The sequence below is a fragment of the bacterium genome (assembly GCA_023382385.1).
In the GTDB taxonomy this organism is placed as follows: domain Bacteria; phylum Electryoneota; class RPQS01; order RPQS01; family RPQS01; genus JABWCQ01.
Map to the genome: position 1 here is coordinate 26,296 of JAHDVH010000001.1, position 23,112 is coordinate 49,407.

The 23,112-nt window shown below is 54.7% G+C and carries 22 protein-coding genes; 9 read left to right on the forward strand and 13 right to left on the reverse strand.

Going from position 1 to position 23,112, the window contains the following annotated elements:
- The first annotated feature begins 1 nt into the window (after position 1).
- Positions 2-3,778, forward strand: coding sequence for a hypothetical protein (locus KJZ99_00140; GenBank protein ID MCL4304309.1), 3,777 nt, complete (start codon positions 2-4; stop codon positions 3,776-3,778).
- Between the two features lie 58 nt (positions 3,779-3,836).
- Here KJZ99_00140 and ssb read toward each other — a convergent pair whose 3' ends face one another.
- The 11 genes from ssb to KJZ99_00195 all read right to left on the reverse strand — a co-directional run bounded on the left by ssb (position 3,837) and on the right by KJZ99_00195 (position 13,654).
- Positions 3,837-4,256 (reverse strand): single-stranded DNA-binding protein, encoded by a 420-nt coding sequence (gene ssb, locus KJZ99_00145; protein MCL4304310.1) that lies wholly within the window; start codon positions 4,254-4,256, stop codon positions 3,837-3,839.
- A gap of 247 nt (positions 4,257-4,503) precedes the next feature.
- Complete coding sequence (locus KJZ99_00150) at positions 4,504-4,839, reverse strand: hypothetical protein (GenBank protein ID MCL4304311.1); 336 nt, start codon at positions 4,837-4,839, stop codon at positions 4,504-4,506.
- Positions 4,840-4,843: 4 nt separating this feature from the next.
- Complete coding sequence (locus KJZ99_00155) at positions 4,844-6,061, reverse strand: site-specific DNA-methyltransferase (protein MCL4304312.1); 1,218 nt, start codon at positions 6,059-6,061, stop codon at positions 4,844-4,846.
- A gap of 227 nt (positions 6,062-6,288) precedes the next feature.
- Positions 6,289-7,575 (reverse strand): hypothetical protein, encoded by a 1,287-nt coding sequence (locus KJZ99_00160; GenBank protein ID MCL4304313.1) that lies wholly within the window; start codon positions 7,573-7,575, stop codon positions 6,289-6,291.
- Positions 7,576-7,973: 398 nt separating this feature from the next.
- Positions 7,974-8,285 (reverse strand): hypothetical protein, encoded by a 312-nt coding sequence (locus KJZ99_00165; protein MCL4304314.1) that lies wholly within the window; start codon positions 8,283-8,285, stop codon positions 7,974-7,976.
- A gap of 174 nt (positions 8,286-8,459) precedes the next feature.
- Positions 8,460-9,158, reverse strand: coding sequence for an HD domain-containing protein (locus KJZ99_00170; GenBank protein ID MCL4304315.1), 699 nt, complete (start codon positions 9,156-9,158; stop codon positions 8,460-8,462).
- Positions 9,155-9,787 (reverse strand): hypothetical protein, encoded by a 633-nt coding sequence (locus tag KJZ99_00175; protein ID MCL4304316.1) that lies wholly within the window; start codon positions 9,785-9,787, stop codon positions 9,155-9,157. The genes KJZ99_00170 and KJZ99_00175 overlap by 4 nt, the downstream gene beginning before the upstream one ends.
- Positions 9,787-10,038, reverse strand: coding sequence for a hypothetical protein (locus tag KJZ99_00180; protein ID MCL4304317.1), 252 nt, complete (start codon positions 10,036-10,038; stop codon positions 9,787-9,789). Before KJZ99_00180 ends, KJZ99_00175 begins: the two co-directional genes overlap by 1 nt.
- A complete protein-coding gene (locus KJZ99_00185) occupies positions 10,022-10,627 on the reverse strand; it encodes a hypothetical protein (GenBank protein ID MCL4304318.1) in 606 nt (201 codons plus the stop codon). Before KJZ99_00185 ends, KJZ99_00180 begins: the two co-directional genes overlap by 17 nt.
- Positions 10,624-11,016, reverse strand: a complete 393-nt coding sequence (locus KJZ99_00190; protein ID MCL4304319.1) for a hypothetical protein — start codon at positions 11,014-11,016, stop codon at positions 10,624-10,626. The genes KJZ99_00185 and KJZ99_00190 overlap by 4 nt, the downstream gene beginning before the upstream one ends.
- Entirely contained in the window at positions 11,009-13,654 is a 2,646-nt protein-coding gene (locus KJZ99_00195; GenBank protein MCL4304320.1) for a hypothetical protein, read from the reverse strand. The genes KJZ99_00190 and KJZ99_00195 overlap by 8 nt, the downstream gene beginning before the upstream one ends.
- Before the next feature lie 521 nt (positions 13,655-14,175).
- Here KJZ99_00195 and KJZ99_00200 point away from each other — a divergent pair.
- From KJZ99_00200 to KJZ99_00215, 4 genes are all read left to right on the forward strand, one after another.
- Positions 14,176-14,511 carry a helix-turn-helix domain-containing protein gene (locus tag KJZ99_00200; GenBank protein MCL4304321.1) on the forward strand — a complete coding sequence of 112 codons (336 nt, stop codon included), beginning with the start codon at positions 14,176-14,178 and terminating at the stop codon, positions 14,509-14,511.
- A gap of 16 nt (positions 14,512-14,527) precedes the next feature.
- The gene (locus KJZ99_00205) at positions 14,528-14,941 is read left to right on the forward strand and encodes an ImmA/IrrE family metallo-endopeptidase (protein ID MCL4304322.1); all 414 of its coding nucleotides are present in this window, start codon (positions 14,528-14,530) and stop codon (positions 14,939-14,941) included.
- The gene (locus tag KJZ99_00210; GenBank protein ID MCL4304323.1) at positions 14,925-16,034 is read left to right on the forward strand and encodes a tyrosine-type recombinase/integrase; all 1,110 of its coding nucleotides are present in this window, start codon (positions 14,925-14,927) and stop codon (positions 16,032-16,034) included. The genes KJZ99_00205 and KJZ99_00210 overlap by 17 nt, the downstream gene beginning before the upstream one ends.
- A gap of 122 nt (positions 16,035-16,156) precedes the next feature.
- Positions 16,157-16,810, forward strand: a complete 654-nt coding sequence (locus tag KJZ99_00215; GenBank protein MCL4304324.1) for a methyltransferase domain-containing protein — start codon at positions 16,157-16,159, stop codon at positions 16,808-16,810.
- Positions 16,811-16,841: 31 nt separating this feature from the next.
- Here the strand turns inward: KJZ99_00215 and KJZ99_00220 are convergent, their stop codons facing one another.
- Positions 16,842-18,614 carry an aminopeptidase P family N-terminal domain-containing protein gene (locus KJZ99_00220; GenBank protein MCL4304325.1) on the reverse strand — a complete coding sequence of 591 codons (1,773 nt, stop codon included), beginning with the start codon at positions 18,612-18,614 and terminating at the stop codon, positions 16,842-16,844.
- Between the two features lie 193 nt (positions 18,615-18,807).
- On the opposite strand from KJZ99_00220, the gene KJZ99_00225 reads away from it, so the two are divergent.
- Positions 18,808-20,121, forward strand: a complete 1,314-nt coding sequence (locus tag KJZ99_00225; GenBank protein MCL4304326.1) for a nucleotide sugar dehydrogenase — start codon at positions 18,808-18,810, stop codon at positions 20,119-20,121.
- Positions 20,105-21,298: a glycosyltransferase family 4 protein gene (locus KJZ99_00230; protein MCL4304327.1), complete on the forward strand. Its 1,194-nt coding sequence runs from the start codon at positions 20,105-20,107 to the stop codon at positions 21,296-21,298. The genes KJZ99_00225 and KJZ99_00230 overlap by 17 nt, the downstream gene beginning before the upstream one ends.
- Positions 21,299-21,352: 54 nt before the next feature.
- On the opposite strand, the gene KJZ99_00235 is transcribed toward KJZ99_00230, so the two are convergent.
- Positions 21,353-21,901 carry a hypothetical protein gene (locus KJZ99_00235; GenBank protein MCL4304328.1) on the reverse strand — a complete coding sequence of 183 codons (549 nt, stop codon included), beginning with the start codon at positions 21,899-21,901 and terminating at the stop codon, positions 21,353-21,355.
- A 342-nt stretch (positions 21,902-22,243) separates the two neighbouring features.
- Here KJZ99_00235 and KJZ99_00240 point away from each other — a divergent pair, with 342 nt between their 5' ends.
- Positions 22,244-22,795, forward strand: a complete 552-nt coding sequence (locus KJZ99_00240; protein MCL4304329.1) for a gamma carbonic anhydrase family protein — start codon at positions 22,244-22,246, stop codon at positions 22,793-22,795.
- Positions 22,796-22,804: 9 nt separating this feature from the next.
- On the forward strand, positions 22,805-23,056 hold the full coding sequence (locus tag KJZ99_00245; protein MCL4304330.1) for a cold shock domain-containing protein: 252 nt from the start codon (positions 22,805-22,807) through the stop codon (positions 23,054-23,056).
- Positions 23,057-23,112: the final 56 nt, after the last annotated feature.

Genomic DNA, 23,112 nt, shown 5'->3' on the forward strand with positions numbered 1-23,112 from the left:
GATGAACCGGAAGACATACGGGCTTGCGCGGGCGGCGGAGCTTGCGGAGATGCAGCGATTTGAGGCGGCTTTGGGGGGGACTCAGAAGCCGTTTTCGCGTTTACGGGTGTGGACGGGCGAGGAGTCGGCGAAGCGTCGGCTGGGGGGGGTAGATGCGGCGAATGCAGTGCGGGCGGATGGCCGGTATCAGGTGGTTATTGACATGGGCCGTCACGAGTGGTTTGTGCGGGTGTGGATGGAATTTTCGGGCGCTCCGGGGAATTACGAGTTGTATTACCTGTGTGACTTGGAGGGTCAGGGTTTTCCGGTTGGGGATGTTTCTGGCGAGGCGGGATGGACACGGTTTGGGGTTGGCCGCGCGACGGGTGTGTGGCGGTTGTGCGGCGGGAGCATCGGATTATCTGGGGCAAGGGAGGATGATACTCCGGCTTATCATGAGCAGCCGTCGCTGTTTGGGCGGTGGTTGGCGGTGGTGCTGGACGGGGACGAGTCGGTGACGCGGTGGACGGTGGGGTTGGACAGTTATGTGGATGTGACGGAGTATTTGTCTGGCGAGCAAGGTCCGCGGTTGTCGGACCGTGGCGCGTTCGGGGAGTTGTCCCGTCCGGAGTTGAGTTTTACGGTATATCCTGATGCGGGGATGGATGTGGATGGGATCTTTGCGGACTATCGGCGGGTGACGTATGAGGTGGGGTTTCGGGGGGATTTTTGGGAGCAGCCGGCGGGATTTGAGGGAAGCGGCTATTGGCCGCGGTTTACGGGTTATATCCGGCGGGCGAGTGTGCGGGAGGATGTTGAGGCGGGCACGGAGGTTCAGGTCATAGCGCTATCCGGAAGACGGGAGTTAGATAGCGTATGCACGGTTCCGCTGGTGGAGCGGGTTCCGGTGGGTGAGTATGTGCGGGACTGGCTGTTGATGGATGGCTTGACGGGCGAGCGGTTGATGGGGGTTCGGGAGGAGTTGGGGGTTGGAATCGGGACGGTTCGCGGGGAGTATGTGGGGAGGACACGGGAGTTTGGCGGTAATTGGTTTGAGCAGTTATTGAGTGTTGATGCGAATCAGGAGCGGGTATACGGGATTTGCTGGACGGGTGAGCATTTTGTGGGAGTTGTCTTGAAAGAGGACGTGGAGTCAGACGAAGACAATTCTGTGTGGGGTTTGGTTCGTTGGGATGCGGCGGGTCGGGAGATCGAGAGAATAGCGCTATGCTTGCGATATTATAGTGGGGATACTGCATCTCACCGATGGTTGCCTATGGATATTGAGCAGGTTGGAGATCGGTTATATGTTACAGTAAATCGCAGGGAAACACAGAGGAATGCCCCGAGGGAGGGGGGATATACTCAGGCGTTTCGGTTGGGGTATCTGACTGTCCCCTCGTCGAATTGGGCAGGAATAGGTGGATTAACGAACTTGGGGTTGGCGGATGGGGTTGAGTTCGTAGGCGTAACGCCAGTCGGGCTTGGGTTGTCGTTGGCGGGCGGAATTGTTGTTCGCCCAGATGGTGGGTATATTCTGCTCGTGTTGAACATTGGAACGGCTCAAGGGTATCTCAAATTTTATACTGCTGACGGGACATTAGAAACGACAGCAGAAGTTTCCGGATTGGGACGAATGCGCGTGGCGACTGTGGCGTGCGGGACGGATGAACGGTTCTGGTTGGCCGTAACAGGTGGAGTATCGGCGTCCCGACAGTTAGATGCGTATGGGTGGTCGGGGAATAGTGAAGAAAGTTTGCCGGGAGTGACGTGGGTTGAGTGTTGGCGGGAGGCGAGTGGTTGGTCGGCGGTGGTTCGGGGAGATGTTTCGTCGGAGTATTTATACTTGGGTTTGAGTCGGGCGGGGAATGACCTGTTGGCGATGGGAATTGGTCCCGAAGGGGGTCAGGCGTTGGCGCGGGTGGCTCAGTTCGGGTTTGCGCTGGAGAACGGGGGGTTGCTGTCGGCGGAGGCCGGTGACAGGACGGTAAATTACCGTGAGCCGCGGCTGTGGGTGGACGGGGAGATGCGGGACGCATCCGAGGTCGAGTTGGACAGAGATCGTGGCACAGCGGTCATGCTGCGGCCATTTGGGGATGGTTTTGAGATTCGGGCGGATTATGATTATCTGCCGACGGTGGATTTGGTGGCGGTGACGGAGCAGGAACGGTGGCGGGTGTTATCGGATTGTCTATTTGCGCATGGGATGAGTGCGCGGGTGGACGAGGTTGGCCGGTTCGTGTTTGGTCCGCGGGAGGTGGAAGAGATTTGGGTGCAGAGTGGGAGTTCGGGGAGTTACCGATTGGGGAGCATGTTTGCGGAGGGTGGGATTGGGGGCATTGTTGGGGAGTCGATTGAGGTGATGGAGGCGACGCCGTTTGAGGACGGGCTTCCGCAGGTTTCGGTGGTTCAGGTGGATGTGATTGCTGGGGGTCGCGGGGAAGCGCGGTTTGAGTTGCGCATGAGTTCCGGTGGATTTGCGGGGAACGCGGTGCGGATTCGGTACAGTGTTCAGGAGTCCGTCGCGGAATTGGGGATGGCGGCTTGGGAGCGCGGGTATAGTCGGGAATCGTCGCGGCGCGTGACGAAGGGGGTTGTTCGGGGGAGCTTGCGGCGGCCGTCGGAGTTGCCGCAACGGATGGAAGATTACTTGCGGATAGCTCCGGGGATTGGGCGTCGGAGTCAGTCTGCCACGTCTAAATACGGGGATTTTGCGCGGAGGCAGACGCTGGAGATGCAGTTTGGGCGGGTATTGCCGGCGAGTGCGGATGTGTTAGAATGGCGAGTGCGGGAGAAGGTTTTTGAGCGGGCGGTTGAGGATACTCCAGCCTCGTCTGTGCAGATCCGGTTTGACGATCCGTTGTTGCTGGGTCGCGCGCGGGTGATCGTGTTTGAGGGGGTATTGCCGTTGTTGGCGAGCAATTTGAATAACTCGTGGACGGCGAATCAGCGATACCGGAAGTTTTCGATTGGCGGGGCGCGGGACGAGAGTTATGCGGTGTGGGTAGGTCCGCGGGAGACGTTTCGGGTCTGCACGGCGGATGATTTTGGGGATATGACTGCGAGCAACATGGTGGGCGGCTCGGGGAATTTGCCGGCGAGCGCGGCGGAGGTGAAAACGCGAACGCAGTGTTACGTGAAGCGTATGAATGCGCTGAACAGCGCATCGGATATGCAGGCGTGGGAAGGGATGTGGGTGGAGTATGAGTTGGATGAATTCGGGCGGTTGGTGCGCTCGGCAGCGGCGGGGAGGCGTGTGCGGACGGCGTATGACGGCAAGGAGATCTTGATCCGGCTGCGTCCGGAAACAGTGGACGGGGTTGCATTATTGCGGGAGTATCCGGCCGATCAAGCGTTTGTGGACCGGACGGCAAATACGCAGTGCGCGGTGACGGGATTTGAGGTTTTGCCGGAGGGGATTCGGGTTGGGGTTGAATCGTTGGCGTGGCAGGAGTTGCGGTTAGGCGTAGAGATTGTGGGTTATCCAGTTGCTCAGGTAGCGATGGTATCGGCGGTGTCTAAAGATGTTTCAGGAGTGCGGATTTATGGGGAGCAGGTGACGACGGTGGAGAACGATTTTGTGCCGAATCAGGAGCGGGCGGAGCGTTTGTCGGCAGGACTGGTGCGGTGGGGGACAGGTCGGGAGTTATCGGCGGCCGGCCCGTTGTCGTGGTTTGTGCGGCCGGGTGATGTGGCATGGGTGACGGACTCGGGCGGGGATCGAAGTTTGAAGAGAATATCGGAGGTTGTGGTGTCCGAGGGGATTGGGGGGAGCGAAACGCGGGTGGTCTGCCGGTAGTGATGGATTCAGGATAAACAGGAAGCGGCCCAGTCAGATTGACTGGGCCGCTGGTTTTTTAGAAGGGGATGTCGTCGTCGGGTGGGGGTGGAGACTCCGGTTCGGCGGGTTGCGCGGGTTGATCTTGCGGGGTGGTTGCGCGGTTGTCTTTGGATTCGAGATGTTTCCAATGGTTGACCGCGACGTATACGAGGTCTTTTTTTTCGCCGGATTGGGAGTCTGTCCATTGGTCATGTTTGAGTCGTCCGTCTATCAGGATGAGGTTTCCTTTACGGATATGTTCGGCGGCGCGTTCGGCTTGTTTATCCCAGAGTTTGAGAAGAAACCAATCGGTTCTGTCCTGCCATTCTCCGCTGGTTGTTTTGAAGGGGGTTGATATTACGAGGCTGAAGTGGGCGAAGGCTTTCCCGTCCGGGAGATACTTGAGAGTGGGATCCTGCCCGGCGCGTCCGATGAGGGTGACGTGGTTGTAGTTCATAGGAGTCCTGCGTGTTTCAGAGCTTGGATAGCGTGTTTAAGCGTTGTAGATCGAGAATGGTGCCGCAGGCCTTGTAGTCGTTTGAATTCGACTAAGGCTTTACGGAAACCGGTTGCCGTTTGGTTTTTTTTCCACGTCGTGGCTTTGGCGATCCAGATGCTGCGCATTTCAGGGTCCGTGATGTCGGACTCGTGGAGACGTGGAAAGTTTTCGGCGAAGTAGTCACTGAGCAGATCGTGTTCGTCCATTATTTCTTGAAGTGTTTTTCAAATGGTGTGGGGACGACGACGGGATCCTGCTCGAGGCCGAGGATGAGGTTATCGTTTTCGGCGCGGGCGCGGTGTTTGATTTGCTGATGGAGGGCCATGTAGTCGTAGTCGGTGGGCCACGCGTTAAACTTCCAGCGTTCGCGGCGCAGCCATTGGAGGCGCCCGGCGACGGAGTGTCGCGAGCGGTTGAGTTTCGCGGCGATTTCTGTGACGGGGACAAAGACGCCGGCGCGGACGGCGACGACGCAGGCGAGCCAGAGGTATTCGATTTCCTCCGGGGTCCATTTGCGGATGGGGTTATTTGGTCGAGCCATTATTTTAGATTAGAGTGATGGTGCGTTCGGCGCGGGAAACGGATTTAGTGATGCGGTCTTGCGCAAGTTTCAGATTCTTGGTATCGAGGTCAATGCCAATGACGTTGCGATTCAGACGCAGCGCAACTACTGCGGTGGTTCCAGACCCCATGAATGGGTCGAGAACCGTATCGCCTTCCCTGCTTCCCGCTCTGATACACAACTCCGGTAGTGCTTCGGGGAATGTGGCGTAGTGACTTCCGGAATAGGGTTGCGTAGCTATCCACCAAACGGATCGAAGATTTGCGCCGCCTTGTTGCTGTTCTTCTTTGCTCGTGTTATCCCAGCGTGCGTTGAATCCGGCGTGGCGGCGACTATGTCCGCGCTGTTTGTCTGCTCTTGGACCACGCGGGCCTTGTTTCATAGCATACTGTTTTGTGCCGTCATATGATGAACCTCTTTCGTATCGCGCGAATGACTCTTCTTTGGCGGGCGTTTTGACGGCATCCGAATCGTAGAAGTAGTCTTTGGATTTGGTCAGCAGATAGACCATTTCGTGACTGCGTGTAGTGCGGTCGGTGACGGATTCGGGCATCGGGTTGGGTTTGGCCCAAACATTCTCAGCGCGGAGATACCAACCGTCATCCCTGAGCGCGATTGCTGTTTGAGCTGGAATCATGCAGAGGTCTTTGGGTTTTAGTCCTGCGATTGTTCTTGATGTTGGCGGACGTTCTGTTGAACCGGTGCGCTTGGATTTCTTATCATTATGTGATACCGCTCCCCATGAACCATGATAGCTATCCCCCATGTTTAACCAGAGAGTGCCGTCATCGCGTAGAACACGTTTGCATTCTCTGAAGACCATGACGAGGTGTTCGATGAACAGTTCTGGAGTTGGCTCTTGACCGAGTTCTCCGATCCAGCCGTTGCATTTGGTGCAGACGTTGGCAGGAATTAAATCGTGCTGTGTGCCGCGACTGGTCGCTTGTTTTGATCTTTGGTCTACAACATCGTTCACGCTGCGTTTTCGGCGCGGGGCAGTCTGTTGCCATTCATGTTCGCAGGTCGGGTCGCCACCCCACAGTTGCGGCGCGGTGTTGTAGTTGCGCAATCCCCAATAGGGCGGACTGGTGACGATGCACTGCACGGATTCGGTGGGGAGCATACGCAAGCCGTCCAAGACGTTGATACCGTAGATTAGGCGGACGGTGTTACCGTAGAATGAGTCCGTGTGGTCAATCACTGTTAAACGGTTTTGTTATTGGCGGTGTGGGCGGTTTGGGCAGAGAGTGAGATGGTTGGTAACCTCCCGTTGCCCTAATCGAGTTAAATTGGTTCACGCCGATTCGCGTCAAGGGGGCGGCGTTCTTCACATGCCGCCGCAATTGGCGGAGACTGCGCCACGTGGTGATTAGACTATTTGCGGTCTGCCAGCGCGTGGAAATTAAAACGGCAAAAAACATAAGGTATTCATGCGAGGATCCGTTTGAGTTCGCGGATAGTGTGGAGGACGTCGGCGCGAGTGGGTTCCCAGTAGAAGACGAGGATCGGGAGGTTACGGAGCGTTTGGATGCCGATGCCTTCGGCAACGGCGGAGACGGATTGCCGTCCTGCATAAATGCCGATCGCGGGATCGAAGCCGAAGCCGGAGACGCGCTGGAAATTGTTCTGCCAGAAGGCAAACGGCGCGTCCTCTCCCCAGATACAGATGGTAGGTCTGGTGGTACGCTTGGCGAGCCACCAGAGGTAATCTGGAGTGTAGCCCTCTGGCACGGGCGCGCAGTAGCGGTTATGGATCAGATCAGAGACACGCGTGCGGGGGTCGGTCAGGAAGAAGAGGGGTTCCTGATACGTCTGTGCTTCACAGAGCGCCGCATAGCCGGCGAGATATTCGCCTAACCATTGCGGCCAGCCGCCCGGATAGAGTTCCTGATCAAGCGAATGCCCGAACGGGCTGTTGAGTTCGTCGCAGCAGCAGATCTGCGGGACGTCCTCGAGATAGCGTTGAGCCATGTTGAAGGTGCGGGCGATGCCGAGCGCGTCGCGCGGGTCGGGCATGCGGCAATGCAGGAATCCGTCCTCGGACGTGCCGATCCAGTGTCCGTTGCTGTTGAGCGCTCCTTCCGGGTATTCGTGGGTTGAATAGCCGCGGATGCGCAGCTGCGCGACTTTTGCGCCGCTGGAGACGAAGACGAGATCGCGCGGTTTCACGCCGGGCAGGTTCATGTGGGAGAGAGAATTCTGCGCTCCGGCGGCGATCGTCCGCTTGTTGAGCACGGTTTCGTCGGGATGTCTGAGGTAGACGGTGCCGGGCTGATTGCTGACGATCTTGATGCGGCAGAGTCGGTAATTCGGTTCGCTGCCGAGCGCTTCCCCGACTTCCGGGAAGAAGATCCGACCTTCCGTGGTGGACTTGGTGATGTTGAGCGTCTCGAAACCGGCGACCTCGTGATATTCGACCGGCAGGGTCATGCGTTGAGCAAGTCCCCAGTGTTTGAGGAGGGACGGTCCGGACTGGGTGGTGCCGAGGCCGCGGGAGCGGGCGTAGTCATGCAGATTACGGGTCGTCTCCATAATCGCCTGTGCCTTCGCTGATTGGTCCACGAGGTATTCGAGTTTTTCGCTGGTGGGGATGTTGATCGCCGAGCATCCGATTTCGGCGGCCATGTCTATCTGGCTGCGGAGGTGGGCCGCGGCGTCGGGAATTTTAGCGTGCGTGCTGGTCCAGCGTTGGAGCGGACAGAGGATGATATTCATATTTTGATCCTTAAAATGGTGCGGGGCAGGTGCGTGAGTGCGACCTCCCGGACTCGTCTATGTGACGGAACGAGCACCTGCCCCGCTGTGCGGACGGCGTTAGTCTTTCTTCTTGCAGTGGCGGTGTTGTTCGTTAAAGTATTCGATGAATTTTACGAGAGCTTCTATGGACAGGGGGAGTTTTAGCTTTTCTTTTTTCCCGCAGATTTCACAGAATACTTCTTGGGTTCCTGCATCAACGAAAGTATGCAAGATTTTTTTCATTTCTTATTCCACTCGGCGAGTTTGAGTAAATTAGTTGGCTATAAATATAGCCGTTGCCTGTCGTGAGTGCGACCTCCCGGTTCTCGTCTATGTGACGGAACGAGCACCTGCCCCGCTGTGCGGACGGCGTTATTTTAGAGAACAATGTTGCAGATTTCGGCGACGCGGCGGACGGCTGTGGGGAAGTCTGCTCCCTCGACACGTTGAACCAGGGCGAAGACGTCCGCACTTTCGCCACAGGAGAAGCACTTTACGGTATTTGTGCGCGGATAGGCATGGCAGGACGGATGTTTGTCGTCGTGCGTGCCGAAGACGCATTTGAAGTTCGGCCCGTAGCGCGCATGGGTGAAGCCGAGGGCGCGCAGGACGCGCACGACGTCGGATTCCCGTTTGATGCGCTCAACGTCCAATCTGGTATGAGGTGCGCGTGCGGAGGTGTTGGTCATGGTTGTTGGTCAGTTGGAATTGCCAGTCAATCAGGGAACAGGCGAGTAACATGCCCCAGACGGTTCCGATCACGAAGGTCAGAGCGACCTGAAGCCAGCGTTTTCGTGCCTTAAACTCCGGGTCAATCCGGATTTCCGGTGATTCTGTCCAGACGTTGCGCGCGAGCCAGTGTTTTACTCGGCAGCGGCGGATCCAGTATCTTCGGCTGACGCGGCAGAGTGTCCAGTGACATAGGGCCGCAGCGAGAGGAGCGGCCACGAGGAGCAGGGTGAGGCTGAGTGCAGACATTGTTCAATCTCCTGATATGCTTTGAGAAATTGGAAGGCGGCTTCGGGCGGTTTTAGAAAATCGAGTTTCGTGAAGACATGATCGACATGGATCGGGAGTTTCCCGTTGGTTCCCCAGTCGATCTGATGAAAGAGTGCGAGGCGTTTCTCATTGACGAGCATGGCTTCGTCGGCGTAGGTCACGATGGCGCGGGAATCGGAATGGCGAAAGTCCACCAGTCCGCCGCTGAGTTTGCGGAAGATGGTTTTTTCGATTTGAGCGCAAATGATGTCGAAGGAGGCCATGAAGTTCTGGCCGGTTTTGGCCCAGAGCTGTGCCCGCCACGGTTTGGGGATGTCGCAGGTATAGGCTTCGTGAGCATCGTGCATGAGGGCGGCCCATGCGACGCGGGGATCCGTCGAAAGGGCCGCGGCGATGCGGGCGGTGTGGAGGCTGTGTTCAGCAACGGAATAGAATTTCTTCGTGTGTCCGTTGAAGCGGCAGATATGGGCAAGGGCGTGAGCAATATCTTCGATGCAGACGTCTTCGTCGCGCGGATTGAAGATGTCGAAGCGCTTGCCGGAATGGGTTTGGGTCCAAGTCATGGTTTGAAGTGGGGGTTGGCGCCGGCGGCGAGCAGCGTCGCATGCAGGGTTTTGGGGTTTCTGAATTGCGGTTTAATGAACGGGATGCGAAGCCGGTCAAAGATGTTCTGCTCGAGAGAGCAATCGATCAGAGTGTTGTTGTGGATAACGAGTCCGTCGCGAAGGACGTGTCCTGTCCTATTCAGTTGGATCATAGCGGCCATGTTCCAGTCGCGCGGGCCGGTACGGATGAAATGAATCCAGCCGAATTGTCTGGGTTGGGTGAGATAGAGTTCGAGTTTGAAAGATTTCCCGTCATCAGTCAGGCAGTTGCAGTCAATCAGTTTGGTGCCGTGTTTGAAGCGGCCAAAGAATTCGGATGGGTTAATTTTGTTCTGAAAGCAATACTCGAAGAGTGTGCTTCGAATGGTTCCCGCAGCAAGTTCGACGCAGACGAGTTCGACGGACTTGATTTGGGATACTCCTCTGCGGACCGAACCGGCGGCGGCGATCTGAGAGCAGACCGGCAGGAGCGCGCGGCGGATAGGCGATACAGCGCGCAGAGCCGCGGAGCGGGGCACTCTTTGGAGGATGTCGCTGGTCATGGCGTGTACGCCGGCCGCCGGTTCGGTGTAGAGGAGTGTGTGCATTACTCAGAGAGTTCGCAGTGTTTGGTCACGAAGTCGTAAAAGAGTTCAGCGATTTCGGTGTGCGAGGCATTGGCGTTGCGGCCGAGGAGTTTGATGGCGCGGGCGACAAAGACGGCTTTTTCGGGCACGCCATATGCGATTTTCTGTTCGGGCTGTTCCGCGCCGGGTTGATCCGTTAGATTCGGCGTAATTTCCTGTTCGGGATGTTCTGGGTTTGGTTCGAGAGTGGTTGTCTTAAATCTGGCGTTCATGTGCTGAGTTCCTTTCTGTTAGAATGATCCCGATCATATTGAAGTAGTTGATGAAGTCAGGGAGGAAGGTTCCGCGGTACGACACATCGAAGAGTTTTTCCGGATTTCTGGTGATGCCCTGCCGGTGGACAATGAGAGCCGCGTGGCAGACGTCGCGATGCCCTTCAAAAGCGTCCATGCAGAGGGCTTCCAAGATCTCGAAGCTGTTCTGGACGTTGAGCAGGTCGCTATAATTGGTGACGTATTGCGGAGCCAGTTGGCAGAGGGGGAGGGCAGCGATGCCATGCTCTGCGAACCAGTCATGACGGTTTATGCCCGCGGGTGGCGGCGGTGCGGAATTCAGGGATAATTCCGGTCTGAACTTTTTCCATGACACATCCCCTCCGGTCGCGGCCAGACAATAGGCAAGGCAAAATTGTCGGAAGAGCGGATTTTTTCCGGATAAAAGGTGCTGCCAGCGATGAACAAACTCGGTAGTGAGTTTACGATGTCTGGCATGCAGCACTTCAACAAAGAAGGCTGGTTCGACGCCGACGAGTTTGGATTTTGATTCATCGAATCCGATGATTTTCCAGTTGTCGTATTTCATAGTTTTTCAATGAACTCGGAGAGTCTTGGATTACTCAGAGCAAGCAATGTTATTTTGACTTGCTCTCCTGTAACCGTATGCGAATGATTTCGTCTGGTGTGGTAGAAGACCCATTGTTGATGGAAGACGACTTCTCCCTCTGTGGAGCGGGTCAGGAGTTTGGCGGTTTTCTTGGATCCGAGTTTTTGTTCGAGGATTTGAATGACGCCGATCGGGTCAGCACCGAATAGATTGCGCACAATATCCAGTTTAGGAGTATTGGCTCTGGGCAGGGCCACGCCGAGCATATTGGCGATCGTCCGAACATGGGAAGGCGAGACATGATGGCGATCGGCGATTTGATCGGCAGATCCCGATTTATTCAGGATGTCCCGTTCGAGGTCACTCATCCGATTTCCCTTCTTCGGACTCATCATCGAAGGGCACTTCGTAATCGAGGGGGAAGCGTTTATCGATCATGGCTTTTTCGATTTTCCCAATGTCCAATCTGACATAAGTCAGGTTTCCGTGTTCATTTTTGGCACGGACTCCGTATTCCTGTTCTGTGCAGATGCTGGTTTTAGTGGTGAGGCATTTTTCCAATGAGTTGTCGCCGCGGGTGCGCGGGAAATACTTCAGTCCGGCCAATCGGTGCAGATATTTATGCACGAGTTTGACCGGGTACCAATTGTAGCGGAGTTCGTCCGGTCTGTCGTCGAAGGAGATGGGTTGGACATCTCCAGTTTTAACCATTTGGCGAAGTCCGGCGAGAAAAATGCCGAAGGTGTCTTTTTCGACCATGCTGCGAATTTTCGCCCGCGTCAGTTTTTTGCAGGCGTCAATGGTGAACTTGAGGACTGATGTAGGAATGTTCAGTTCGTCCTCGTCGTCTGTTTTCAGCGGGTAGGTGTTTCCGCTGCTGAAGTCGAGGGCAATGGCGACGGCGAGGAAGTTTCCCCAGATTTCTGCTTCTCGGTTGTTCAACCCAAGCGACTTAAGAATGGATCGGTCTTCGTGAAGTTTTTCGTAAATCGAGCGGACTTGGGGAGCGTGTGCGATGGCCCAATAATACATTCGATTACGGAGTTCGCGTGTGGACTGAGCTTCCTGCTTTTCTTGAAAGTTTTCGATGATGACGTCGGAGGGGCACATTTGCGCATAGAGCAGGATCATGCGGGAGAGCAGAGTGGTATTGTAGCCTTTGGTGTTGCTGAAGATTTTAGGTCCGTAGACCTCAAAGGCTTTGGTAATCATGCGTTTTCCGTCTATCGGGACTTGCCGCAGGATAGGGGTTCCTTCTTTGTATCCGGAATAGACGGCGAGGATTTGCTCGTCCACTGTGTCGTTGACGACGGCCTGAGAGTGATATTTCTCAGCTTCATCGAAGGCGAGTGTGACGCCGGCTTCGTCGGTGACGTGAAACAGGGAGGAGAGGCTGGTGCTGGCAACGGGTTGGGTGTTAAAGCAGAGGCTGGTGAGGATTTGCAGTACGGTGCTTTTCCCGGATCCGGGTGTTCCGGTGATGCCGATGTATCCGGTAGCCGGGAAGACGCTGTAGCAGTAGGTGTAGATGGAATACAGGGAGAGGAAGGAGTAGATCTCTTTATCAGCAAAGAACACAAACCGCTTAATGAAGTTTTGTGTGTCAGCAAAGAGACTAAAACCGTCCGGGGCGTCATCGACTCCATGTTCGAGCCATTGGCTAACAGAGAATTTATCCCGCGGTTCAGTACTCCAGCGGAATCCGATCATGCTGGGTTCTGTGTTGTTTGGGAAGCGCAGGGAGCGAGTGTGCATTTCCGTGGATTCCGCGGCGAAGTAGTCCTGTTTTGAGGTGACTAAATAGGGGGTGTCGACAATCACGCTGAGTTTTTGTCCATTTTCGACACGCGTGCGAGTGGTGCTTCGCCAAACGGTATAATAGAGCATGCCATTTTGAAATGATTGCCCGGGTCGGATGGTAGTAAATAGGGCAGCGTTAAGCTGATCGGTTTCAGAGGCTTCTCCGCGGCTGGATTTGCTCGCTTGTTTTGCGATGCGAGTAAACTCGTTGCTGATGACGGCGCCTTGCCCCGTTTTTTTACGGATCCTGTCAATCAGGTTGCGGTTGACCAGTTCGCTGCGGTGGCTGACGATGCGGGCGAGGTCATCAATGCGGTTGGTCAGCTCGGTGGCTGAGGGGACTTCCTCGAAGGCACGTTCGGCGAGATCATTAAAGTCGAGGGCGCGGTCGATCCATTCGATAAGGTGTTTGGGTTCATGGGTTTTGAACCAGTCGCAGATGTCGCCTTTGCCATACGTGGCAAGAAAGTCTTGCGGGTAGACCAAGATTTTCAGGTTTGACAACTGAGCCATGTGCGGCAGCAGTTCAAAGATTTTATCCGCCGCGGATTTCCCGGGGATAAATTTCTGGGTTCCGTCGGCAAGGGTGGTTAGGCCGCCTTGTGACGGTTTCAATACATCGGCGTCCGGAATCCAGATCGGCGAAGATAGTTTACGCAGGATCCCTCGCTGATACGTGTTCCAGAGTTTTGCTCCGATGGCAATGGCCGGGAAGCCGTGCTGCTGGAGGAGCAGTGCGTGGGTATGCCCTTCCACGACAAAGCAGAGGTTATTGTACTCCGGCTCAAGATAGAACGGACGTTCGTCGATTTTAGCGACGTCCATTTTCATGTGCAGGAATTTCGGCGCGCTGGTATTTGCGACGGCATCGGTTTTCCGTCCTGACCAGTAGCGCACGGAGTTGTTGATCAGGTAGGGGAACACGACTCGTCCAGAAAAGAACGAATAGATTCCGACAGATCCCGCTGAGCATAGTCCGAAATAGTCGGCCGCGATGATTTCATCCGTGCGCAGTCCTGTCAGTTGTTGGATGATATTGAACGTGTTTTCGGTTGCTGGGACATAGCCCACTTTGAACCGTTTGCATGATTCCGCCGTGATTCCATACTTTTGCTGAATGGTTTGTCCGTCAATCAAAACAGAATCAAACTCTTGTTGCAGGCAATGCGCCCAATGGTCGGCGAGTTTGCCCCATACGTCGTGCAAGGACACTGGCTATGCCTCGTTGCAGATTTTCTCGGCCAGTGTTTTACGTTTAGTGTAAGTTCGGGGTTTTGGGGGAGCGTCCGCTCGTTGGGGGAAGCGGAGGATGTCGTCCTGCCGAAAACGGATGATTCCACCAATCGTCTCGTAGCCTATGGCGTCCTTGTTCCGATAGACCCACCGAACAGAAATGCCCCAGATTTCCGCCACTTCGTCCGCGGACAGATAAGTCCCCGGCGGGAAGTCGTGAATACTGAGGCGTTGCTTTTTTGGAGGATTGGTATTATTTTGCATAAACGGCAAGGTTTGCCCAGATATTCATACTGGGTGAGGTTTGTCGAAAGCAACGCGCTGGCGGCCCTCATGGTTGGCTGCCTCGGGGCCGCCGCGCGTATCTCAAGAGTTCTATTGGATTTGCATTAGGATTGGGGGCTAATGTTATATCCTTTAGTAACTCTTTTGCGCTGGAAGATACTATCTTAAAAGATAAAAGTCAAGCACGGAATGAATAGTTAGGTCAAATTGTGATTGGATTGCGTTTGCGGGCATTGCGAGAAGCGGCGGGTTTGAGCCGGGCAGAGTTGGCGCGGGGGTCTGGAGTTGATGAGCAATGGGTGGCGAAGGTTGAGACGAATAAGATTGAATCTCCCGGAATTGACAAACTCCAAGCTATTGCCGCTTATCTGCGGGTTGACCTTGCTTCTTTCTGGGAAGATGTTCCAGAAGGATCACTCGTTCCCTTGACTGTGAAATTCTCATTGCGGCCGGGCCGGAAGTTGTCTCAGGCGAAGCGGTTGCAGATCGAGCGCATATTGCGGGAAGTTGCGAAAGGACTGATTTCTGAAGAGTCGGACGCTTGACATCGGGACAATGAATTTGGCAATAAGAATGCGCGCAGAGGTGGGTCAGCCTTGTGGAGCGATAGATATTTTCAGGTGGGAAGAATACTGGGGTGTGCGGCTATGGTATGCCGATCTTCCGGAGGTGATTCGGGCGGCAGCGGATAGAACATATCGGATCATCTTGTTGTCGAAGGATATTGATGCTTCTGAGGAGCGGTTCTTATTTGCGCATGAGTTGTCTGAGATTTTGTACCCGTCGTTGAATGGATACCACGGTCGCTTCTATAACGAGTTCGCCGGTCATTTGGTGGCGCCTCCACCAGTGCTTTATGAGCTTTGGATGAATCAATGGACAGTGGGTGAGCTTGCGAACGAGTTTGGTGTAACCATTAGTGTTGTCTTGTACCAACTTAGACTTATGGCTCCGGTTTATGGCTTCACTTTATGAGCGACAATTCAAAGCGGGGGGGAGTGTCTGGTATTTGCGGGTTAAGCTTCCGACTGGGCGGTGGTATGCTTGGAATTCGGGGATTCCGTCACGAAGTGCGACTGGGGAATTGATTAATGATCAGAAGGCGCGGAAAGATCTGCTGAAGATTCAGGGGTTGATCGATGCAGGGATTGATCCGTTTGCGGAGACAGGCGATGGCATAGAGGTGAGGAGTGCGGCGGAAGAGTACTTGCGGGAGCGGTCGATGTTTTGGGGTCAGCGGACCCTGCCGTTGCATGAGAATACATTGCGGATGGTTTGTGCGGCTGTGGGGGAAGTGTCGATAGCAGCGCTGACTGATGCGCATTGGAAATTGATTGAGACTGGATTTCGGCGCGGGGTGTCCGTTCATACGTTAAACATCGACATCCGGAACTTGCGTGCGTTTTTGCGTTGGGCGAAGACGAGATATGGACTGGATGGTTGGAAAATTCCGGTCATTTCTGAATACCATGTAGGACAGTCTTCTCATAGGGATTTTTTTGACCCGGAAGAATCCGAGAGGTTGGTATACGCGGCGACGGGAATCAAAGTAAACGGGAGTTGTTTTGGGTCTTATGTTGCGTTTCTCTTGTTGACTGGGTTGCGTAAGCGCGAGGCGTTGGCGTTACGCTGGGAGCACATCAGCAAGTCAAGCAAGATGATCTTGCTTTCTCGTACAAAATCTGGACGTGCGGAAATGTTTCCAATACTCGAAGAGGTGGGGGTTGTGCTGGATCGGATAGGAGGAGGGGTTAGGCGTGGTCAGTTGTGGGAGATGTCGATGTGGTCAGGCCATATTGATGTTTGTTGGGCGCGGGCGGTGCGGACCGCGGGGGTTAGATGGTTGAAGCTCCATAACTGTCGGGATTCGTTTGCCGTAAATCATTTGCTTGAGGGGATGCCGCTGGCCGTGGTGAGCAGGTTGCTGCGGCACGGGGATATTTCCACGACAATGAGGAATTACGCCGGGTTTTCATTGGAGGATATTTCGGCGATCATGCGAGGAGGAGGCCCTGTGCAGTCGCCGGGGTCTTATGTTACTGCTGTGTTACGTGGCTTAGGTAGATAGTTGATTTATATTTGATTATGTCAGCTTCCCAAGCTGGAGGTTGCGGGTTCGAGTCCCGTCATCCGCTCAAATAAAAACAACAGCCCGTGCTGTTGTTTTCTTGTCTTGAACAGTAGGACGTGATGACCCCGAAGCCTTGCCCTCTCTGCGCACTCCCATTGCCCGCTCCGCATTTGTCATTAAACGGTCGCCGCACCGCGCGCTGCCGCCAATGCGATCTCATCTCGGTCCACGAATCAGACTGGCTTACCCCTGAGCAGGAGCGTGAACGTTACCTGCTTCACCGGAATTCACGAGAGAACGCCGACTACATCGCATTTCTGAATACGCTCGTTACCGCAGTCGCAGAACACGTGACTCCTCCTGCCGCAATTCTCGACTTCGGAAGCGGACCCGAACCCGTCTTGGCGGAACTGCTGCGAGCACGCGGCTACGACGCAGCGCTGTTCGATCCGCTCTTCGCACCACACGAAAGTGTGTTGGGCGAGCAATATGACGCAGTAGTTTGTTGCGAGACTGCCGAACACTTCAGGACGCCGGCTTCAGAGTGGCAAACCATGTGTGATGCCACGCGACGGGATGGGTTTCTGATAGTCAAAACTCTCTTCCATGACGACTCCACCGACATTGAGAACTGGTGGTATGTCCGCGATCCGACGCACGTTTGTTTCTATTCGGAGCGCACACTGGCTTGGACCGCCAATCGGTTTGGATTGCGATTAGTGTCTACAGACGCACGCCACGGCATCTTAAAAAAGCAAACGGGACTCAATTGAGTCCCGTTCTGAAACCGGCATACGGCAGTATCTAAATCGCCGCCGTCATTTTCTTCAACCAGGTTGCAGCTTTCCCCTTTACTTTTGGCAGCAGCACCCGCCTGACTGTAGCGTGATAGCTGTTAAGATACGCGCGCTCCTGTTCCGTCAGCAGCTTCGTATCAATCAGCCTCCGGTCAATCGGACACAAAGTCAGATTGCCGAACCGGTAGAACCCTGGAAGCTCCGGATCCTCATACACGAAAACGAGATTTTCAATCCGGATTCCGTACTCACCCGCAAGATAGTATCCCGGTTCATTCGACAACACCATGCCGGGTTGCAGAGGCTCATTGGGGAATCGCGGCGCGATGGATGCGGGACCCTCATGCACGCACAGGTAGTGGCCGACGCCGTGCCCCGTGCCGTGAATGTAATCCAATCCGGCCTGCCACAGCGATCTCTTCGCCAGCACTTCAAGTTGCGGACCGCGAACTCCAGCGGGAAACGCAGTCGTTGCAATCGCAATGTGACCTTTCAGCACTCGTGTGAAGTGTTCTTTCTGCTTACGCGTCGGACTGCCGCAGCATACTGTGCGCGTAATGTCGGTCGTTCCATCGGGATATTGTCCGCCGGAATCAATCACCATCAGCCCGCGCGGCTTCACTTGCCGGTTCGTCTCAGTCACCGCACGGTAGTGGATAACCGCGCCGTTGCCCGCATAGCCGATGATCGGCGAAAAACTTGGCCCGCGATAGAGTTTGGATGCTGTCCGCGCCCGTTCGAGTTCTACTTCCAATGACAACTCGCTCATCGGAATCTTGCCCATGTTCTCGTCAAGCCAACTCAGGAATTTGACCATCGCCACGCCGTCGCGCACGTGGGCGGACTGCATGCCGCGAATCTGATGCGGAGTCTTGCAGGCTTTCAGCAGAGTAATCGGCGACCGTTCGGTCAGCAATCTGGCCTTTCCGACCAATGAAAAAATCCATTGACTGGCCGTGCCTGAATGTACCCAAACCTTGCCGCGCGATTTGCTGAGCTTCTTGACCGCTTCGCCGAATGCGTCATAGCGATGCACGCGGACAAACTTCCCAAGATGTTTACGGACCTTGGGAGTCACTTTTCGCAAGTCCACATAAAGATGCGCCGTGTCTTCTTTGACAATCGCGTAGGAGACAAACACGGGATTGTAGTCAACGTCCGTTCCCCGCAGATTGAACAGCCAGGCAATCGCGTCAAGCTCCGTGATGATGTGCGAACTTGCCCCGCGTAGCTTCATCTCTTTTCTTACCCGCAACAACTTTGCGGAAACGCTTTCCCCCGCGTAGGCAAGCTCATGAACGGCAAGAGCTCTGTGCGGAATCTCCGGGCGGCCTTGCCAAACCTCATCCACGATGTTTCGCGACATCGCCACGAGCGTCAGCCCCAACGCAGTAAACTCTTCACGCAACTGATTGAAACGCTCATGCGTGATCACTTGCGAGTCTACACCTATCCGCGCACCTTTCGAAAGCTGTGCGTGAAGCCAGCCGGTAAGGGTCGGAGTGCCGCGTAATCCGATCTTCTGAATCTTTATGCCAGTTCCGGCGAGTTCTCGTTCGGCCTGCAAGAAATAGCGCGAATCCACCCAGAGTGCAGTCGCGGAAGACGTGATGCAAGCCTCACCCATCGAGCCGGTGAATCCCGAGACGAATTCTCTGCGTTTCCAGTGATCGGGGACGTATTCACTTCCGTGCGGATCAGCGTTAGGTACTAACAACGCGTCGATGCCGGCCAATTTCATCCGACCTTGGATGTTCTGTAATCTTTTCTTGACGTTCATTTCGTAACCTCCTTCAGTCAAGTTACAGCTAAACTCCTGAATTATCAAGCGAACAGTAATTGAACATACGAACACTTCACTGACTTCCCGCTGACTCGTGGCGCACGCTTTGCGCCAGAATAGGGAGTTTGCGGAATTCGTTGGGAATCGTTACACTTAAGTCTACTCAAATCACTTACTGAATTAGATTTAGATGAAGATCAGCATATTTGGCCTTGGATATGTAGGGTGCGTTTCAGCAGCCTGCTTGTGCGAATTCGGTCACGAGGTCTGGGGAATCGACGTTGACGAAAGCAAAGTCAACTTTCTCCGCGAGGGCAAAAGTCCAATCGTTGAGACTGAACTCCCTGAACTTATAGCAAAGCATCGTTCTTCCGGCAGGCTGAACGCCACAACTTCGATCGAAGAAGCGGTGCGCAATACCGAACTTGCCCTAATCTGTGTTGGCACGCCGTCCCTGCCGTCAGGTGCTTTGAACACGGAGTATGCGCGACGCGTATGCGAACAAATCGGCGCAGCGATGAAACCGTTGGATCGCCCATTCACGGTGGTTGTGCGCAGTACGCTCCTCCCCGGAACAACCCGCAAGGAGCTTCTGCCTAATCTTGAGAAACACTCGGGCAAGACTGAAGGCAACGGCTTCAGGCTCGCCTATAATCCGGAGTTCCTGCGGGAAGGCACAGCAGTTGCCGACTTCTTTGCACCGCCCAAGACGGTCGTCGGCGCGGATCACGAGGGCACTGCAAGGCTTGCCGCAGACCTTTACAAGGGGTTGCCCGGAGCCTTCCACCTGACCAAAATCGAAGAAGCGGAGCTGGTGAAATACGCGGACAACGTCTTTCACGCGGTCAAGGTTGTCTTTGGCAACGAGATTGGCGCGGTCGCCAAGTCTGTCGGAGTGGACAGTCATCGCGTCATGGAGATCTTTTGCACAGACACAAAGTTGAACCTGTCACCGTACTACTTGAAGCCGGGTTTCGCATTTGGCGGATCATGCCTGCCGAAGGACGTGCGCGCTCTGATGGCGTGCGCGAGACAGCAGAACTTGAAAACGCCCATGCTGTTCTCGTTAATGGAGTCAAATGAAGAGCACGTCAGGCGTGCGGCTAAAGCTATCATGGCCTTTGGAAAGAAAAAGCTCGGCGTGCTCGGACTGGCATTCAAAGCCGGTACAGATGATATGCGTGAAAGCCCGGTGGTGGAACTCGTCGAGACACTCTTAGGCAAGGGCTTTGACATCAAGATATACGACCGGAATGTGTCGCTTGCTCGCCTGCTCGGCGCAAACAAGCGGTTTATCGAAACAGCTATTCCGCACCTGGCGGAGTTGCTGGTGAAGTCAGCAGATGAAATCGCAACGCATTCGGAAATTGTGCTGGTCACCTATCGTGATGAAGAATTCTATCCGGTGCTGAAGAAATTGACGCGCGAGCAGGTTGTCTACGACTTGGCTCGGGTGCCCAATGAGAGCGATATTCACGCGGAGTATCATGGCGTCTGCTGGTAAGGTCCTCGTTCTGGTCGAGAACCTCTCTGTCCCGTTTGATCGCCGCGTCTGGCAGGAATCGCTTGCGCTGACCCGAGCGGGCTATCAGGTCAGCGTGATTTGTCCTCGGATGGTGGACAAAAAGCCGTTTGAGATGATTGACGGAGTTGCCATCTATCGCTATCCGATGCCCTATACCGCCAATCGCGCGATTGGCTATTTATGGGAATACTCCTGGGCGATGGTCTGGACGTTTCTCTACGCAGCATATGTCTTCTTTCGGCGTGGATTTAAAGTAGTCCATGCGTGCAATCCGCCGGACTTGTTCTTCTTAGTGACCTTGCCATTCAAGCTGTTCGGAGTCAAATTTGTCTTTGATCAGCACGACCTCAGTCCTGAGACGTTTGAGTCGAAGTATCCCAACAAGGGAGGTTTGATCCTTAAGGCATTGCGCCTGCTTGAGCACTGGACCTACCGAACTGCGGATGTTGTCATCTCGACAAATCAATCGTATCGAAGAATCGCCATTGAGCGCGGCAAGCTGAATCCTGATCTTGTTTTTGTCGTTAGAAGCGCTCCGGACCTGCAAAAATTCAGTCCTCTCCCCGCAAATCCTGAATGGAAACGCGGCAAGAAGTATCTTGCAGCCTATCTTGGGACGATGGGCGCGCAGGATGGCCTCGATTACCTTCTTCAAAGTGCCAAGGTGATTGTGCAAGAGTGGGGAAGGAACGACATTCATTTTCTTCTGATGGGCGGAGGCGAAAACCTGTCCGTTCTGAAGAAGATGGCCGAAGAGCTCGAGCTGCAGGATTTCGTCGAGTTCACGGGACGCGTCTCGAATGAGCAAGTCAGGGAGGTCCTGTCTACTGCGGATGTCTGTCTTGCGCCGGATCCGATCAATCCGCTCAATACACACTGCACGATGAACAAAATTCTTGAGTATATGGCCATGTCTCGTCCCATCGTTTCGTACCGGCTGACAGAGTCCGAGTTTTCAGCTCAATCTGCAGCGGTCTATGCGAAGGATAATGACATCGAGGACTTTGCCCGTCAGATCGTGAACTTGCTTGAAGATATCGCTCGGCGCGAGGAGATGGGCAACTTTGGCAGCAAGAGGTTGCGCGAAGAGCTGTCGTGGGAGCATAGCACACAGGAACTACTCAGGGCCTATTCCGCGGCTTTTGGCCGGTCATAGAAGTGAAAAGGCCGCGTCGATTGACGCGGCCCAAAAGTCAGTCCGGCAATCGCGCTATTCGTTTGATTTGGGGACTCCAAATGCGACTCTGGCCAGCAATGTCATCAGTCCTCCCCCAAGCAGTGCTAAAGCGAGGGCCATCGCAATCGGACTTGGAGATAGACCCGCATTTCCCCCGATGAAAACATCGTCTCCCGCGTCATGTTTGGATAAGACCACGTACCAGTCACGCCCCTGCGCGGACTTTAGGATATAGTGCGTGCCTTTCTCATTGACGAGCGTAATGCCTTGTCCGGGCTTAAGGGCTGAGACTTCACCGGCCCTGTCGCGCGGCATCCCGACATCGGCGGCAGCTTCACCAGCCGCTTCACGGATTCGGATATTTGCGCCAAGCACTGACTCCCAGGACCGCGGGTTGCTCGCTCTACCCGAATTCGGTGCCTTTGACAGGCAGAATTCATCGACGAGCTGCGCCTCGCGCACCAGTAATCCTCCCTGACTTACATGGGATGTAGTTCTCCCCGAGATGACGCCAACCGGCCATAATGCCAGCAGAAAGAGCACAATAGTAGAGGCAATCCAGAATTTTATATAGCGATTCATACGTCCTGTCTTGAGTGGAAATCGGAACTGCTGAGGCACTAAAAGAAACGGAATTTTCAGTCTAAATCAACCATTCTTGCTGATTTACACCAGAATTCTCGCGCTTCCCCGTGCCATTGGAACAACAAAGCGATAAAAAACAAAATATAGGGAACTGGATTTGGATTTGCAAAGCATGTTGCCGAGATTCGACACACTTCGCCCATTTCGCGGAAACTTCTGTACGGGTTACTGCGTAAGAATAGGTAAGCAGATCAGGTGGGGGACACCTCCTAATGAGTCCGGCCCGTTCGTGAAATGGGCCGGACTCGACAATTTTGCAGGCAGAGTTCTGGGGCAAAGATGGCCTTGATCTTGCCGTATGAGGGTAAAGCACCGCGCATCGACGAGTCGGCTTGGCTCGCGCCAACTGCTGTCGTAACTGGGGATACAGAGATTGGACCGGAGTGCTCTTTATGGTTTGGCACAGTCGTTCGTGGTGATGTGAACTGGATTCGCATCGGAGCCAGGACGAACTTGCAGGACGGCGTGATTTGCCACGTCACCATTGCGAAAGCGCCTTTGACAATCGAAGAGCTTGTCTCGGTCGGACACGCAGCTGTGGTTCACGGATGCACCCTCAAACGGGGTTGCTTAATTGGAATTGGTGCTCGGGTGCTTGATCTCGCGGTGGTGGGTGAGCAATCACTGGTCGCAGCCGGTTCAGTGGTCTTGGAGGAGACGATCATTCCATCCGGCGAGTTGTGGGCGGGAGTGCCGGCAAGGAAGAAGCGGGATCTTAGCAGCGAAGAAAGAAGAAGTCTGCTCGACACGGCAGAACGTTACGTACAATATCGATTGAGTTATCAAGGGCAGTGGGGGGAAATTTCTCCGGACTTGCTGCCGAAAGTGTAAGGTTTTCTGATGTTTTCTACTGTCCGTCCAAAATCTCCGACTCCTCCAAACGGAATAACTGACCGTGGAGTGGTGAAATGGTTCTCGCAAAAGAAAGGCTTTGGGTTCATTGAATCGGAGGCTGGCGAAGAGATTTTTGTGCACTACTCATCAATCCGAGGACGTGGCTATCGCGTTCTCGAGCCGGGGGATCGTGTGACTTTCGAAAAGGTGCCGGGACCGAAAGGCGATCAAGCATTCCATGTTGAAGTGTTGTCCTGATTCCGTATGAAGGGGAATCGCGAGCGGGCTTCCGGCAGCGACCGGGAGCCTTTTTT